Source organism: bacterium Scap17 (assembly GCA_013376735.1).
Taxonomy (GTDB): domain Bacteria; phylum Pseudomonadota; class Gammaproteobacteria; order Pseudomonadales; family Halomonadaceae; genus Cobetia.
Genome location: VINJ01000001.1, coordinates 1,143,897 through 1,159,521, shown reverse-complemented (window position 1 = coordinate 1,159,521; position 15,625 = coordinate 1,143,897). Strand labels below are relative to the sequence as shown.

The 15,625-nt window shown below is 64.1% G+C and carries 12 protein-coding genes and 1 pseudogene; all 13 read right to left on the bottom strand.

What is annotated here, in order from left to right:
- Positions 1-75 precede the first annotated feature (75 nt).
- The 13 genes and pseudogenes from sixA to FLM52_04950 all read right to left on the bottom strand — a co-directional run bounded on the left by sixA (position 76) and on the right by FLM52_04950 (position 15,334).
- Positions 76-585, bottom strand: a complete 510-nt coding sequence (sixA, locus tag FLM52_05010) for a phosphohistidine phosphatase SixA (protein ID NVN55157.1) — start codon at positions 583-585, stop codon at positions 76-78.
- 150 nt (positions 586-735) lie between these two features.
- Positions 736-1,863: an NAD(P)H-dependent glycerol-3-phosphate dehydrogenase gene (locus FLM52_05005; protein ID NVN55156.1), complete on the bottom strand. Its 1,128-nt coding sequence runs from the start codon at positions 1,861-1,863 to the stop codon at positions 736-738.
- Positions 1,864-2,193: 330 nt separating this feature from the next.
- Positions 2,194-3,582, bottom strand: a complete 1,389-nt coding sequence (locus FLM52_05000) for an NAD(P)(+) transhydrogenase (Re/Si-specific) subunit beta (protein ID NVN55155.1) — start codon at positions 3,580-3,582, stop codon at positions 2,194-2,196.
- The gene (locus FLM52_04995) at positions 3,582-3,914 is read right to left on the bottom strand and encodes an NAD(P) transhydrogenase subunit alpha (protein NVN55154.1); all 333 of its coding nucleotides are present in this window, start codon (positions 3,912-3,914) and stop codon (positions 3,582-3,584) included. Before FLM52_04995 ends, FLM52_05000 begins: the two co-directional genes overlap by 1 nt.
- Positions 3,911-5,101 (bottom strand): NAD(P) transhydrogenase subunit alpha, encoded by a 1,191-nt coding sequence (locus tag FLM52_04990; protein ID NVN55153.1) that lies wholly within the window; start codon positions 5,099-5,101, stop codon positions 3,911-3,913. Before FLM52_04990 ends, FLM52_04995 begins: the two co-directional genes overlap by 4 nt.
- Before the next feature lie 649 nt (positions 5,102-5,750).
- Positions 5,751-7,496 carry a YdiU family protein gene (locus tag FLM52_04985; protein NVN55152.1) on the bottom strand — a complete coding sequence of 582 codons (1,746 nt, stop codon included), beginning with the start codon at positions 7,494-7,496 and terminating at the stop codon, positions 5,751-5,753.
- Positions 7,423-9,492, bottom strand: coding sequence for an AAA family ATPase (locus tag FLM52_04980; GenBank protein NVN55151.1), 2,070 nt, complete (start codon positions 9,490-9,492; stop codon positions 7,423-7,425). Before FLM52_04980 ends, FLM52_04985 begins: the two co-directional genes overlap by 74 nt.
- A gap of 57 nt (positions 9,493-9,549) precedes the next feature.
- Positions 9,550-10,521 (bottom strand): mannosyl-glycoprotein endo-beta-N-acetylglucosamidase, encoded by a 972-nt coding sequence (locus FLM52_04975; GenBank protein NVN55150.1) that lies wholly within the window; start codon positions 10,519-10,521, stop codon positions 9,550-9,552.
- A 436-nt stretch (positions 10,522-10,957) separates the two neighbouring features.
- Positions 10,958-12,841, bottom strand: coding sequence for a molecular chaperone HtpG (gene htpG, locus FLM52_04970; protein NVN55149.1), 1,884 nt, complete (start codon positions 12,839-12,841; stop codon positions 10,958-10,960).
- A 332-nt stretch (positions 12,842-13,173) separates the two neighbouring features.
- On the bottom strand, positions 13,174-13,785 hold the full coding sequence (locus tag FLM52_04965) for a PaaI family thioesterase (protein ID NVN55148.1): 612 nt from the start codon (positions 13,783-13,785) through the stop codon (positions 13,174-13,176).
- Between the two features lie 39 nt (positions 13,786-13,824).
- Positions 13,825-14,349: pseudogene (locus FLM52_04960) on the bottom strand (PaaI family thioesterase).
- Complete coding sequence (locus tag FLM52_04955) at positions 14,349-14,735, bottom strand: MAPEG family protein (GenBank protein ID NVN55147.1); 387 nt, start codon at positions 14,733-14,735, stop codon at positions 14,349-14,351. The pseudogene FLM52_04960 and the gene FLM52_04955 overlap by 1 nt, the downstream one beginning before the upstream one ends.
- 260 nt (positions 14,736-14,995) lie before the next feature.
- Complete coding sequence (locus tag FLM52_04950) at positions 14,996-15,334, bottom strand: DUF1232 domain-containing protein (GenBank protein ID NVN55146.1); 339 nt, start codon at positions 15,332-15,334, stop codon at positions 14,996-14,998.
- Between the last annotated feature and the right edge of the window lie 291 nt (positions 15,335-15,625).

Here is a 15,625-nt window from a genome sequence, read left to right as displayed (position 1 = left end):
AGACTGGCGGGGGCGTTTCGTTGTGACTCAATGGTTGCGGCTCAATGGTTGTGGTTCATGACAGCCGCGCGTGACTTACGCCAGCTCCGCCGGGCTCACGAACTGGTACAGATCCGCCAGGCCAGCGGCCCAGACATCGGCGTCCAGCCAGGCGAGGCTTGCGGTGGCAAAGGCCAGCTGGGTGCTGCCGGGGCCATCGACCAGAGCGCTGGCCAGATTCGAGACCAGCGGATTGTGGCTGATGATCAGCCAGTCGCGTGGTTCGCATCCCTCAGAAGTGGGCGGCACATGGGTCTGCAGCCAGTCGAGCACCGGTGTCAGCGGGTCATCCGGGGTGATGATCTCCAGCGTGGTCTGCTGCTCACCACTCAACTCAAGCGCCGAGGAGATCTCCTGGGCGGTCTGCTGGGCGCGGGTAAACGGACTGACGACCAGCGTCAGACGCGCACGACGCTCGGCGGGCAGCTGATGAGCCAGCCAGCGACCGATGCGGCGCGCCTCTTCGCGGCCATTCTCGCTCAATTCGCGTTCGGGGTCCGGCGTGCCAGCCAGGGCCTCGCCGTGACGCATGATCAGTACACTCATGACATTCTCCTGAAAAGATGACTGCCGCAGCCCGAGCACGTCACGAATGGCTCCATCGCTGCGGCCGATGACCAGGGGCTCGCCAACCGGAGCGTTGCACGAGTCAGACAAGGGGATGGCGAAACACGTTCCATCACCTGCTATGAGTCCTCAGGAGCCGTCGGGTTCCAACTGCCGCGCCTGCTGCACCGACTCACGCGACAGCACGAACTCTACATCGCTGGATTGCTCACCGCCCATCAGCGCGCGGGCCATGTGATGCGGGTCGACATTCTCGAACAGCACCTTGGCCATGCCACTGACCAGCGGCATGTAGATGCCCAGTCGCTCGGATTCATCCTGCACCAATCGCACGGTATTGACACCCTCGGCGACCTGGCCCAGCACCTCGACCGCCTGGTCGAGGGTGCGCCCTTCTCCCAGTGCGTAGCCGACCCGATAGTTGCGCGACAGCGGCGAGGAGCAGGTCACGATCAGATCGCCCACACCGGCAAGGCCGAGGAAGGTCATCGGATTGGCGCCCTTGGCCACGGCGAAGCGGCTCATCTCGGCCAGCGCGCGGGTCATCAGCATGGCACGGGTGTTCTCGCCCATGCCAAGGGCCGCGGCCATGCCGGCCGCGATGGCATAGATGTTCTTCAGCGCCCCGCCCAGCTCGACGCCGTAGCGGTCATTACTGGCGTAGACACGGAAATAGTCGCAGCCGAAGGCCGTCTGCACGCGAGCGCGGGTGTAGGCGTCGTCGGAGGCGATCACCGTGGCTGTCAGCTGCCGCTGGGCGATCTCGGCCGCCAGATTGGGGCCAGACAGCACGCCGATGTGCGTGAAGCCGGTTTCCTGCTCCAGCACCTCGCTCATCAGGGTGAAGCCTTCGCTCTCGATGCCCTTGGTGGTAGCCACCAGTATCTGCCCTTCACGCAGGTGGGCGCGCGCCTGGCGGACCACCGTACGGAAGGCCTTGGAAGGAATCGCCACGCAGACCAGCTCGGCCTCGGCCAGTGCATCGGCCATGTCGGTGGTGGCACGCACCGAGGCATTGATCTCGAAGCCCGGCAGATAGCCCGAGTTGCGGTGCCGGGTGTTGACCTCCTCGGCCTGGCTGGCATCACGCATCCACTGGGTGACGCTGGCACCATTGTCGGCGGCAATCGAGGCGATCGCGGTCCCGAAGCTGCCGCCACCCAGCACGCAGACATTGAGTCCCACCGCCTGAGGGGTCGTTTCGCTTACCTCGCGATCACGAATGGCCCGACGAGGTGAAGGGGTAGTGGCAGACATGCTGACTCCTTGGATGACGATGTGCTCAGTGAATGGCAGGCATTGTACTCATAGTTTGTCAGAGAATGCTGAACAAGAGATGTCTGCGCAGGCTTCATGGCCAACGCAGGGGCTGCGCCTGGTTGACGCGACTGAGTGACGCGACTGCCATGCGCGCCTCGCGCGCAATCGACCTACACGAACCATCGATACGCATGAACTCTCGATGTGCATGAACAATCGATATGCATAAAAAACCGGCAATCCCTGCCCCTGAGGCGCAGAAATTGCCGGTCTGTTCAGCGCTGGCGGGATGGCGGCAGACTTGACCCATCACGCCGAGGCGTCAGATCACAGCGTCTTGAGGGCCGTGATCATGTCGCCGACCACCTTCTGACCATCGCCATACACCATGCGCGTGTGGTCAAGATAGAAGAGGTGATTCTCGACACCGGAGAAGCCGGAGCCCTGACCGCGCTTGATCACCAGCACGTTGCGGGACTGGTCGGCATTGAGGATCGGCATGCCGTACAGCGGGCTTGAGGCGTCGTTCTTGGCGACCGGATTGACCACGTCATTGGCGCCGATGACCAGCGTGACGTCGGTGGTCTCGAAGTCGTTGTTGATCTCGTCCAGGTCCGCGATCATATCGTAGGGCACGCCGGCTTCCGCCAGCAGCACATTCATGTGGCCCGGCATGCGACCGGCGACCGGGTGGATCGCGAAGCGCACTTCGACGCCACGCTCACCCAGCAGCTCGACCATCTCCCAGACCTTGTGCTGCGCCTGTGCCACCGCCATGCCGTACCCCGGCACGATGATGACGCGCTCGGCGAAGGCCAGCTGCACGGCGGCGTCCATCGGATCGGAAGCCTTCATGCTGCCCTCGATCTCGCCCTGCTCGACACCGGAGGCGCCGCCGAATTGCTTGAACAGCACGTTGCGGAGCGGACGATTCATGGCCTTGGCCATCAGCTGGGTCAGCAGCGTACCGGCCGCCCCGACGACAGTACCGGCGATGATCATCGCGGCATTGCCGAGCACGAAGCCTTCCATTGCCACCGCAAGGCCGGTCAGCGCATTGAACAGCGAGATGATCACCGGCATGTCGGCGCCACCGATGGGCAGTGCCAGCATCGCGCCGAACAGCAACGCAAGCACGAAGAACACCAGCACCAGCGAGCCGGACGGTTCCACCGCCGCGATCACGACGCCCAGATAGACCGTCAGACCCAGCACGATCATGTTGATCAGCTGCTGACTCGGGAAGTTGAACGCCTTCTTGAGGCGCCCATCCAGCTTGGCCCAGGCGACGATGGAACCGGAGAAGGCCACCGCACCGATCATCGCCCCGAGCACGCCCAGCCACAGCGCCAGCGAGCCGTGCTGCTCGATCAATGCCGGGTTGTCGCTCATGCGCATCAGCTCGACCGCAGCGATCGCCGCTGCCGCACCGCCACCCATGCCGTTGTAGATGGCGATCATCTGCGGCATGTCGGTCATCTCGACCTTGTTGCCGGAGTACCAGGCGATACCGCCACCGATGACGATGGCCAGCAGCATCAGACCATAACGACCATCAATCTGCGGATGCAGGAAGGTCAGCAGCGTGGCCACGACCATCGCGATACCGGCCCAATGGATGCCGCTGCGTGCCGTGGAAGGATGTGACATGCGCTTGAGGCCGAGGATGAAGACCACCGCCGCCGCGAAATACCCTGTTTCGACCAGCCAGTTCATCAGCGAGCCTCCTTGTCGTTGATGCCATTGGCAGCGTCTGTGCCCTTGCTGCGATCACTGGTCTTGAACATTTCCAGCATGCGCTCGGTGACCACATAACCGCCGACCGCGTTGCCGGCGCCCAGCAGCACGGCGATGAAGCCGATGAACTGCTGCATGCCGGTCTCGGCCTGACCGAGGGCGATCATCGCCCCGACCAGCACGATGCCGTGGATGAAGTTGGAACCGGACATCAGGGGCGTGTGCAGAATCACCGGCACACGCGAGATGACCTCGTAGCCGACGAAGGCCGCCAGCATCAGGATGTATACGGCAGAAAGTCCTTCGATCATGCGGCGTCCTCCGCGCGAGCGCGTACGTCATCGTGGGTGATGCGGCCGCCATCGGTCAGACGCATCGGGCCGAGCACCGCATCCTCGAAGTCCAGCGTCAGTTCGCCATCCTTCATGTAGGGGGTCAGCAGGTTGAAAAGGTTCTTGGCGTACATCTCGCTGGCATTGACCGCCAGGCTCGAGGCCATGTCCAGCGGGCCGAGTACCGTGACACCGGCGTGCTCGACACGCTTGCCAGGCTCGGTCAGTTCACAGTTGCCACCGCCTTCGGCGGCGAGATCGACCAGCACGGCGCCAGGCTTCATGCCCTCGACCATCTCGCGGCTGATGATGCGCGGTGACGGACGCCCCGGAATCGCGGCGGTGGAGATCACCACATGCGCGTCGCCCATGTGACGTGCCAGTGCCTCGGCCTGCTGGGCGCGCTCGTCATCGGTCAGCTCGCGAGCGTAGCCGCCCTCGCCGGAGGCATCGACGCCGGTATCGATCATCTTGGCGCCCAGCGATTCGACCTGCTCACGCGCGGCAGCGCGAATGTCATAGGCCCACACCTGGGCGCCGAGACGCTTGGCAGTCGCGATGGCCTGCAGACCCGCGACGCCGGCACCGACCACCACGACACGCGCCGGACGCACGGTACCGGCGGCAGTCGTCAGCATCGGGAAGAACACCGAGGACTCGTTGGCCGCCAGCAGCGCGGCGTGATAGCCCGCGACACCCGCCTGCGAGGACAGGGCGTCCATGCTCTGGGCCCGCGAGATACGCGGCACGAATTCCATGCACAGGCTGGTCAGCCCCTGACTGGCAAGCTTGCTGATCAGCTGCGGATTCTGGTATGGCGTCATCAATGCCACCACCACCGCGCCCTCACGCAACTCGCTGATCTGTGACTCGCTGGGCGTGCGCACGCACAGCACGAGATCCGCCGCGGCACGCGCCGCTGCGATATCGGCCTCGGCGACGACCGCCACCCCGGCCTGGGCGGCGTAGGCCGCATCATCGAAGTGCGCATGACGTCCGGCACCGCTCTCCACGTGCACGATGGCGTCGCTGGTGTCACTGACGCTGCTGTCCAGGTGACGTGCGAGCTTGCCGGCCGTCACCGGGTCCAGCGCGACGCGGCACTCCCCGCGCGCCAGTGTGCTGCTCACGCCCTCGTCGGGTGTCACCAGGTCCGGTGCACGCATCTCGCGCACGACTAGAATATTCAGCATCGCGCACCTCGTTTCACGTCCGTGTTCATGCCTGAGGCTGCCAGCCTTGAAAGATTCATGGCGTCGTTCCTGTTGAGCGCTGATTCGCGCCATCCTGCCTGCCGGAGGCGCTTTCAGCGACGTTATTGCCTGTCACAGGTGAGACTTGCCTGAATCGCAAGCCGTGACTCACGCATGGCCAGAAGGCCTGACATCACCCGCGACACGATGAGTGTCCAGCATCAGTCTTTTCTTGACGGTGCATCAGGGTCAAGCGCTGCATTGCAAAAAAAGCAATAAAATCAAGCATAAAGCTATCGTTATGACAGTCATAACAGCCGCCTTATGCTGACAGGCGCCTTGCGACACTACCAAGTCACTGATTTTCAATGAGTTTACAAAAGGCACCTCACCAAGAATAGCTCAGCTTTGTGTTATGCATCGCATAATCTCGAGCTTATGGCTGTGACAGTGCCTGCCATGAAAAATGGGATACCGCAGCAGCAGCATCCCATATTCATGACGATGACTTGAGTGTCAGCGCGTGATTCCCGCATTGCACAAAGCGGATGTTAGTCCTTGGCTTGCGCTGTCAGCGAAGCAGTTCAGGCCCCCTCAATGAGAGCGGCTCTGACAGAGCCGCTCAGGACGAGCAACTCATGCAGATCGGCGCGGCATTCGCCGCCGGTGGCCGTGTCCAGTCATCGACCAGCTCGGCATCGACGCCCTGCGCCTGCCCCAGCTCCTGCGCCGCCTCCAGACTACCCTCCTCGGGGCGGAAGAAGGGTGCCGTCAGACGCTGACGCAAGGCCTTGAGTGTCGTGTCATCGCCCTGCTCGACCCGTGCGATCACCTCCAGCAGCAGATGCGTGCGCGGCACATAGAGCGGATTGCAGCCGAGCATGGCCAGACGACGCTGGCGCTCATTCTCGGCAGAGAGCCCGATGGCCATGACGCGCGCCTGATAGCGCTCAAGCCACGCCGAGGCTTCATCGCGCGCCCGGGCCGAATTGCCATGCGGCCCACGCTCGCCGGCCAGGCGCACGACCAGCGTTTCCGGCGCGGGCTGCGCGACATCCCAATGACTGAGAAGGCGGTAGGCATGGGTGTGGTCGACCTTGCCGGCCGCCAGCAGCTCGCGCCACTGCTGCACCAGCGTCATGTCCTCATCGCGAGCATCCGGCAACCCGAGACGCGCGCGCATCAGGCGGGCATATTCACGCTGCAACTCGCCCTCGTAGGCACCCAGCGCAGTGGAGAGTGCGTCCACGTCGATCAGCGGCGACAGCGCGACGCCCAGACGCTCCAGATTCCATAGCCCGATGCCCGGCTGCTGGGCGAAACCATAGCGCCCGGCCTGATCGGTATGATTCGGTACCAGATTCTCTTCATAGCCATCGAGGAAAGCGTAAGGCCCGTAATCGAAGGTCAGCCCCAGCAGTGACATGTTGTCGGTGTTCATCACCGCATGCACGAAGCCGTAGGCCTGCCAGGCCGCGATCAGTTTCGCGGTGCGAGTGATCACTGTCTCGAACATGCCCAGCGCGGCGGCGATGCGTGTCGCTTCATCCAGCGGCTCGCGCCCGATGTCGCCCATGTCGGAAGGCTCTTCCGACATCTCGGGCAGGCACTCGGGGAAGTGCTCCCGCAGGGCGTGATCGATCAGCGTCTTGAGGTCTTCATGCCGGCCGGAGTGGGCCAGCCACTCGAAGTGCCCGAAGCGCAGGTGGCTCTCGCAGACGCGCAACACGGTAGCGCCGGGCTCGACGGTCTCGCGCTGGACCCGCTCGCCATTCACCGCCAGTGCCAGCGCGCGGCTGGTGGGAATGCCCAGCGCCGCCATGTACTCGCTGGCCAGATACTCGCGCACGCTGGAGCGCACCACCGCCTGACCATCGCCGAAGCGCGAGTAAGGCGTACGACCGGCGCCCTTGAGATGCAGATCGAAGGTCTTGCCGTGTTCGATCTCAAGTTCGCCGAGCAGAATGCCTCGCCCGTCGCCGAGCTGCGGATTGTAGTGACCGAACTGATGACCGGTGTATTTCTGGGCCAATGCGTCCATGCCTGGTAACAACTGCTCACCGGCCATCAAGAGTCGCAGCTGCTCGAGCGCCTCCTCGCTGGAGGCGTCGGAGTCCAAGGGCGCCTCCAGCCCCAGCAGACGAGCGCAGTCAGGACTCACATCGGCAAGGCGCGTGCCTTGTCGCGGCTCTGGGGCGACACGCGTGAAGAAGTACTCAGGCAGGCGGGCATAACGGTTGTTGAAGCGCAGCGCCGCCAGGTCATGCACGTGCGCGGCGTGCGTAGGGGAAAACTCACTCATCAAGAGGCTCCGTCGGGCCACCGGGGGTCGGCGACCCGCTGGGGGAAGAAGTGGACGCGGCGGCATCACTCGGGGTCAACAGGCTGCGCAGACCGCCGGAGGGCCGCCCGGGTGGCAGCTTGCTGGCCATCTCATACAGCTTGCGCGCCGTCGTATCGGTGCGCGCCTGACGTTTGAGCGCCTGCAGGGCATCGTCGGAGTCCCGGGCATGGCCCAGGTGCTGATCATGGTCCAGGTGCTGAGCATGGCTGACAGGGTCGCCCGAGGCTTGCGCCTGCTCGCGCGTGCCAGCCGCGGGCGACACCGCAGCAGGCGTGCTCTCAAGCGAGGTCTCATGACGGCGCAGCAGCAGGCGCTTGCGCGGTGTCAGTGCCAACTCCGACAGGCGCGCCTTGCCCCACCACGGGTGCGGCGCCTGCACGCCATGCGTGGACTCGCTCAGCCAGGCCTGCGGCAGTGCCTCGAGCAGAGGGAAGCGCTCACTCTCGCCCTGCGCCTGCCACCAGTGGCTCAGGCGCTCATTGAGTACCAGCAGCTGGCGTGCCCGCGTGGCGGCGGTGTAGCTGAGATTGGTGACCAGCACCTGATTGGGCAATTGCTGGCGCTCGCTTGGCAATGCCAGATCATCGGCCAGCACCACGCAATCAAATTCGAGACCCTTGGCGCGGAACACCGTCCCCAGCATGACTGTGGGTAGCTCGACCGACTGTCCCCGCGAGTGAGCACTGACGATGGCGGCCTGCAGGTCACCATCGTGCTTGCGCAACTCCCCGATCCATTGATCGAGTGGCGCCTGGGCATACCAGGAGGCCAACTCATGCAGACTGCGCGCCTGATGATCCTCGAGACGCGCCAGAGCCCCCAGTACCTGCGCCGGAGTCTGTCCGAGCCGCGTCAGGGAGGGGGGCAGCAGTCGCCAGCACTCACGCTGACTGGCCCTGTCGCCCTGCTCGGCCAGCTGATGTGCGCGCCAGAGTCGCCAATGATCCAGCAGCCCCGCCAGCGGATAGCCCTCGATGCCATCCAGCCAGGCCACCGCAATGCCGCGCTGGTGCAGTGCCAGCGCCTCCCTCAACGCCGCCACCGGGCCGGCACTGATCACAGCGTGGCGCCTGCCGGAGTGCAGCAATGCTTCACGCACTGCGGGCAGCGCCAGACGGGTCGCCGGACCGAGGCCGCTCATGGCCTGTTCACGCGCGGTGGGCGAACAGGCCGCCAACCGCGTGCCCAGCGCCGCCAATGCCGGCCCGAAGCGCCAGGCGCCGGGCAGTGAGTAGACGGTGGCATCGGCCAGCAGCGGCGAATCCAGCGAACTCATGCCTTCCACCTGGCGCGACAGGCTCTGATGCGGGTCGCCGATCAGCAGCAGGTCGCAGCGCTGGCGACGCAACATGGCCAGCAACGCTGGCGTGGCGTCCTGCGCCTCATCCAGCATCACCAGGTCGGCCTCCAGCGACTGGCCATGCTGCGACCACAGCTTGAGCAAGGCGTTGAACGACAGGCTCTGCTGGTGATCGGCGGGGTCCAGCAGGCACTCCCACACCAGTCGCATGCTCTCGACCAGCTGGCGCAGCTCATTGGCGCTCAGCCGTTGTGCCACGCCGTCGGGCAGGTGCTCAGGCATCGGCACCGCGTCGCTCTCGGCGAAGAAGGTGTTCAGGCCCTGGGCGATCAGGCTGCGGGACTGGCTGGAAAGACTGCCCAGCCAGCTGAGACTCTGCGGCGCCAGGCGGCGCGTGATGTCGGGCTGGCGCTTGAGCTTGTCGCCGTACTCCTCCATCAAGGCCTGGCGCGCCAGCTGATGCAGCGACAGCGACTGGACATTGGCGGGCAGCTGACTGGCGGTCCGCCCCGCCACCGCCGGGTTGAGTGAGGTATAGATGAGAGTCTCGTCGGCGTAGGTACGCGCCAGCTCGACCATCAGTACGGTCTTGCCGCTGCCGGCGCAGGCACGCACCACCACGCAATCGCTGTGCTCGGCGCTGTTGGCCGGCGTGCGATCGCGCAGGCGCGAGGGAAAGGGATGGGCGAGAATTCGCCGTTGATCATTGCTCAGATGCATGGCGGCATGATCCCCCCTGTCAGCGCGGGGGGCAAGACCTTCGCTGCGCGATCATGACTAGGACAGCGCGCCATTGGCCGCGAGGCGCTCACGCACGGTACGCATCAGGCCACGATTCCAACGCAACAGTTCATAGAGCGTGGTGAAGTAGGCGTTGCCCCGCGTCGAGTAGGCACTCAGCGTCGGGATGAGGTCTTCGGCGCGCACCGGCTGGCCCGCGTTGCGCAGACGCCCGCGCAGCTCACGTAGCTCGGCGTAGCTGCGCTGGGAATTGAGATTGTCGAAATAGGCGGCGATACCCGCCTCCAGGCTCTCGAAGCGCCGATATTCACGCCCCAGCGGCCCGATACCGCAGCCGCGCGAGAAGCAACGCATGCCGAACAGATTGTTGGCCTCACGGGCATGACCCGACGTCCCCCAGCCCGACTCCTCGATGGCCTGCACCAGCACCATGTCCAGCGGCAGGGTATCGATGCGCAGCAGCAGGCGCGTCCAGCTGACGCCGATGTCTTCGCGCGTGACATCACAGGGCAGATTGACCTGATCACACAGGCCATTGAGGCGCTCCTGCTCGCGCTCGCTGTAGTCACGCCCTCCATCACCGGCGCGCTTGCGCATCGCCAGCAACCAGTCGCGCTGCTCGGCGATGCGCTGGTTCTCGGCCACCACCAGCGGAATCATCAGCTCGAAGAAGGCGACCTTGCGCTGGTTGCCCGCGGGATAGGGCCGCAGGTCCGGCATCTGATGGGTCCTGTCACGGGCCAGCAGCTCATCATCCAGCCGTGCCGCCTGCGCCATCGAGCCCAGCCCCATCACCAGCAGCAAGGCAGCGATGAACAGGCGAGCAGGGCTCAGATGAACAGAGCCCGGACGGACAGAGCCCAGACGAACAGGGCTCAGGCGCCACGAGCGCCGCGGCCAGGCCCACGTCCACGCGGGCAGGCGTGGCAGGCGTGGCAGGCGAGCCAGGCGTGGCATGCCACGCACTCCGCCAGTCAGCCAACCCGCAGAGAAAGGTAGGTAAGTCATGTGCTGCGCTCATCGAGAGGGATGCAGTAGCAAGACGCGAGATACCATCAGCGTATCTCATGAGGCTGCATGAAACCCTAAAAACGCGTACGCGAGAAGATGGCGCGGTCGGCCAAGCGAGGAAAGACACGGCAAGCCCTGTCGTCCGTCACCGACAGACCGCCAGACGGTGCCCGCCTTTTCGCTCTACTGACGCGGCGCGCTCTGCGCTCCCTGCGCATCCTCACCTTTTTCTTTTTTCTTTTTTCTTTTTCCTTTCCCCTTCCTCCCTTCATCCCTTCCTACCCTGCCGCCTTCCTGCCCTTCACGCTCTGCACCTCGCACTGGACGCTATCGCTGACGACACACCCAACGCAAAACGCCCCCGCAGCACAGGCTGCGAGGGCGTCGTGGCGGACATGCCTGATCAAGCCAGTGACTCGATCGTTCCGCCGTCTCAGGCGCTGAGCATGCTGTTCAGGCGGCGCACGTAGGCGGCCGGATCTTCCAGCGCACCGCCTTCGGCGATGATGGCCTGATCGAGCAGCACGTGTGCCAGGTCGGTGAAGTAATCGCCTTCACCGCCTTCCAGACGCGTGACCAGAGCATGCTCCGGGTTCAGCTCGAGAATCGGCTTCACTTCCGGCAGCGGCTGGCCAGCGGCTTCCATCATCTTGCGCATCTGGTAGCCCATCTCGTGCTCCGGCAGCACCACGCAGGCCGGGGAATCGGTCAGACGGTGCGTGATGCGCACTTCCTGAACGTTCTCGGCCAGCGCTTCCTTGACGCGCTTGACCAGATCTTCCTTGGCCTTGGCGGTCTCTTCCTGGGCCTTCTTCTCTTCTTCGTTCTCGACATCGCCGAGATCGAGATCGCCCTTGGCGACATCCGCGAAGGACTTGCCGTCGAACTCGGTGAGGTGGCTCATCAGCCACTCGTCGATGCGGTCGGTCAGCAGCAGGACTTCGATACCCTTCTTGCGGAAGATCTCGAGGTGCGGGCTGGACTTGGCGGCATTGAAGCTGTCGGCCACCAGGTAGTAGATCTTGCTCTGGCCTTCCTTCATGCGCTCGACGTACTGGGCCAGTGACTGGTCCTGGGTCGCGCTGTCGGTCTCGGTGGTGGAGAAGCGCAGCAGCTCGGCGATCTTCTCACGGTTGGCGAAGTCTTCCGCCGGGCCTTCCTTGAGCACGGAGCCGAACTGGTTCCAGAAGGTCTGGTACTGCCCGGGGTCCTTGGCCAGCTTCTTGAGCATGTCCAGGCCACGCTTGGTCAGCGCGGACTTGAGCTTGTCGACCTGCGGGTCCTGCTGCAGCAGTTCACGCGAGACGTTCAGCGACAGGTCATTGGTGTCCAGCACGCCCTTGATGAAGCGCAGGTACAGCGGCAGGAACTGCTCGGCGTCGTCCATGATGAAGACGCGCTGCACGTAGAGTTTCAGGCCACGCGCGGCATCGCGCTGGTAGAGATCGAACGGCGCACGGCCCGGCACGAACAGCAGGCTGGTGTACTCGAGCTTGCCCTCGACCTTGTTGTGGCTCCAGCTGAGCGGGTCCGAGAAGTCATGCGAGACGTGCTTGTAGAAGTTCTTGTACTCCTCGTCACTGACCTCGGACTTGGAGCGCACCCACAGCGCAGTGGCGGAGTTGGCGGTTTCCCAGTGGACCTGCTCGTTGCCTTCCTCGTCCTTCTCGACGCGCTTCATGCGCACCGGCAGTTCGATATGGTCGGAGTACTTGGTGACCAGACTGCGCAGGCGATAATCGTCGGCAAACTCGACGGCATCGTCCTTGAGGTGCAGCACGATCTCGGTACCGCGCTCGGCACGCTCGATGTCGGCGACGCTGAACTCGCCCTCGCCACGGGACTTCCACTCGACGCCCTGATCAGCGCCCAGGTCGGCGCGACGGGTGCGCACGGTGATCTCGTCGGCGACGATGAAGCCGGAGTAGAAGCCGACACCGAACTGACCGATCAGACGCGAATCCTTCTGCTGGTCGCCAGACAGGTTCTTCATGAACTCGGCAGTGCCGGAGCGTGCGATGGTACCCAGATTGGCGACCACATCGTCACGGCTCATGCCGATGCCGTTGTCACGCAGGGTGATGGTCTTCGCCTCGGCATCGTGCTCGATCTCGATGCGCAGTTCGCTGTCGTTGCCGTAGAGGGCGTCGTTGTCCAGCGCCTGGTAACGCAGCTTGTCGCAGGCATCCGCCGCGTTGGAGACCAGCTCGCGCAGGAAGATCTCGCGGTTGGAATACAGCGAGTGGATCATGAGGTGAAGCAGCTGCTTCACTTCTGTCTGGAAGCCATGCGTTTCGGTGTGAGTGGCGGTCGTCATCGAAAAGGACCTCTATGTCGTGGATGCCTGAAAAGAAGATTCGCGGTGGCCAGAGCGCCCCCGCAACAATGGAACCGGCTCGCCGACGCCTGCCTTTCTTGGGCGGCAGATCGCAGGAAGCACTCGTGGATCAGATATGGGGCAAGGGTGAGGGATTTCAAGGCACTAGCGACAGATGATTGCGCCATACGCGCCAGGCGTGTGCCATAGAAACACCCAAGCGGCTCCCTGGGGTAGCAATGAAAGGAGACAACGGAGGGAGCCAACGAAGCGCTGGCATTCAGGGAGGTGCTCTCAGGTGTGATGCCTGCAGAGCAGATATCGCCTGCCCATCATGGGGAGGCGAGTGACTCCAGCACGAAGTGCATGCGCGCGCTGGCGACCGGTTGCTCGCGGGATTTCTGCCAGGCGCTGACGCGCACATTGGTCATGCGCCGACCTTCACGCATCACTTCACAGTCGATGCGCGTCACCTGATCGCCGTGCGCCGTGGCCAGATAGTCGATGGAAAAATCGATCAGCTTGGGCAGGCGTGCTTCACGACCGCCGCGCCCATGCCGCCTGAGCACCTCAAGCGTGGCGGCGGTTTCCATCGCCGCGGCCAGCACACCGCCATGCACTGCAGGCAGCATCGGGTTGCCGACATTGTCGGGCATCGCCGCCATGGAATAGCTCAGCGCCTGCTCGGGATGCAGGTCGAGATCACAGGCCGCGCCCGCCTGCTGCCCATCAATGGCACACAGCCCAAGCCCGATCGCCTGCGCGTAGGGCAGACTCGCCAGCAGCGCCGCCAGGTCGGCGTGAGTGCGCTGCCCTTCGACGAAACGCCGTGCACTGAGCAGCCCGCGCGGGTCTCGGGCATCACGCGTAGCCTGCGGCTCGGTTTTCTCGCCTGCTGGCTGTGCAGCCTGTGATGACTGCCCGTGCGGTCCGGACTCGGGCATGGAGGGATTCGCGGGGGCTTGAGCGTTGGCCGCCGCCAGCAGCGCCTCGGCAAAGCCGCTGGGCGTATTGCGCTCGCCGAGCCTGACGAAGTTGCCGATCGCACGACACAGGATCTTGCCCGGCTGCTGCCAGATCTGTGCCTCGGTAAACACCATCGATTCCGTGACCCGCAGCACGCGCGCCTCGCCCACCAACGCCAGCCCCTCGACGCCGGGTCGGTAGTGATCGAGACGCAGATCCAGCGTCGGGCAGACTTCCGGTGCCGACAGCCCCGTGAGCACGGCGCTGCCACACAGCGTATCGGCGAACATGGTCAACACGCCGCCATGTACCAGCCTGCGATGTGGATCGCCGATCCAGGCCGGCTGCCACGGCAGCTGCATGCGGATGGCCGGCGCGGCGACCTCCTCGACCCTGACGTTCAAGCGCGCCGTGTGCGGAATGAAGCTCAGGAATCCGGTCAGCGCCCGCGCCCAGCTGGCGTCATCCAATACGCCACCCGCGGCCGGCACATCAGCGGGATTGACGGCCAGCCCCAGCAGGCTCTGCGGCACTGCAGGCATCACATCCACAGCGGCATCGCCATCAGCGCCAGCGAGACCAGATAGCCGACGCCCCACAGCAGTGATCGCAGCAAGGCGATATTGGCCAGGTAGCAGCCCCAATAGCCCAGACGCACCAGCACGAAGACCACCGCCAGCGTGGTCGCGATGGGGGCGCCCGGTGCAGCGATGAGGCTGACCAGCACCCCGGCGGCAAACAGCGGAAAGGCTTCGATGGTGTTCTGGTGCGCGGCGAGCGCGCGGGCCCCGAAGCCCGTCAGCTCACGCTGCTGTGCGCGCGGATCGTGGTTGTCGTAGCGACCGGTTCGCTGTTGCGCCCAGGCGACCGGAGCCTTGGTCAGCACCAGCATCAGTGCCGCAAACAGCAGGCAGGCATAGATCAGCATGCAGAATTTCCTTGAAAGGCGTTGTTCAGGGCGTTGCCATAGCGGCGCGCCTTACCTTGATAAAACGACGCACCGCCTGGGATAAAACGGCGCACCGCCCTGTGATAGACGACAGATCAGACACTGACGGCACGCCATTCAAACTGGTGTTTGATAGCGTATCACGAGCATGGCAGGGTCGCAGCGTGCCTGCCATGCGGCCAATGGCCAGTACCTATATCCAGGCTGGCAGATGAATGGCATTTCCACGCTGGACGCCCTCAGGGTGCCGGCGGATCGGAGGGATCAGGTTCGGGAATCTCGCCACGCCACAGGCGATAGTCGACCAGCGCATCATCGAGCTTGCCGAGCAACCAGGTCACGATCACCAGATCATCGAGGATCCCCAGCCCCACCAGCAGATCCGGGATCAGATCCAGCGGCGAGACCAGATAGATGAAGGCGCCGGCCGCCAACCCCAGCGCCTTCCACGGCACCGGGCGATAACGTCCGCTCACAACGTCGCGCAGCAAGGGCCCCATGGTGCGCAAGGCGGCGCCTGCCTTGCCCAGCACATGTCGGCGGCCAAACAATCGCGTCAACCATAATGCCTTGCCCATAGTGGACTCCTCACGGGTAGCACAAATTTCATTCACTGAGCTTTTCATCTTCCCGGCAGCACAGCCGCGATATCACTCTCGGATAATTCACTATCAGTATCAGATGGTGCTGTTATTCAGCGCCGACCACTGCCACGATAGCCACTATCGTTACTGAATCGGCAACCCCTGATAGCCAATATCGGGGCACTTGTTCAACATCGGGGCACTGAACCGCCACCACAAGGTCGCAGCCAGTCCACGCCCCCTTTACCGACAGTCGCAGGAGTCCCAGGTGACACCAGGCAAGCA

Bases quoted from the DNA above. Each gene is read 5' to 3' on its own strand.
- sixA (NVN55157.1), bottom strand. From the start codon at position 585: ATGAGTGTACTGATCATGCGTCACGGCGAGGCCCTGGCTGGCACGCCG.
- FLM52_05005 (NVN55156.1), bottom strand. From the start codon at position 1,863: ATGTCTGCCACTACCCCTTCACCTCGTCGGGCCATTCGTGATCGCGAG.
- FLM52_05000 (NVN55155.1), bottom strand. From the start codon at position 3,582: ATGAACTGGCTGGTCGAAACAGGGTATTTCGCGGCGGCGGTGGTCTTC.
- FLM52_04995 (NVN55154.1), bottom strand. From the start codon at position 3,914: ATGATCGAAGGACTTTCTGCCGTATACATCCTGATGCTGGCGGCCTTC.
- FLM52_04990 (NVN55153.1), bottom strand. From the start codon at position 5,101: ATGCGTGCACCGGACCTGGTGACACCCGACGAGGGCGTGAGCAGCACA.
- FLM52_04985 (NVN55152.1), bottom strand. From the start codon at position 7,496: ATGCCGCCGCGTCCACTTCTTCCCCCAGCGGGTCGCCGACCCCCGGTG.
- FLM52_04980 (NVN55151.1), bottom strand. From the start codon at position 9,492: ATGCATCTGAGCAATGATCAACGGCGAATTCTCGCCCATCCCTTTCCC.
- FLM52_04975 (NVN55150.1), bottom strand. From the start codon at position 10,521: ATGACTTACCTACCTTTCTCTGCGGGTTGGCTGACTGGCGGAGTGCGT.
- htpG (NVN55149.1), bottom strand. From the start codon at position 12,841: ATGACGACCGCCACTCACACCGAAACGCATGGCTTCCAGACAGAAGTG.
- FLM52_04965 (NVN55148.1), bottom strand. From the start codon at position 13,785: ATGCCCGAGTCCGGACCGCACGGGCAGTCATCACAGGCTGCACAGCCA.
- FLM52_04955 (NVN55147.1), bottom strand. From the start codon at position 14,735: ATGCTGATCTATGCCTGCCTGCTGTTTGCGGCACTGATGCTGGTGCTG.
- FLM52_04950 (NVN55146.1), bottom strand. From the start codon at position 15,334: ATGGGCAAGGCATTATGGTTGACGCGATTGTTTGGCCGCCGACATGTG.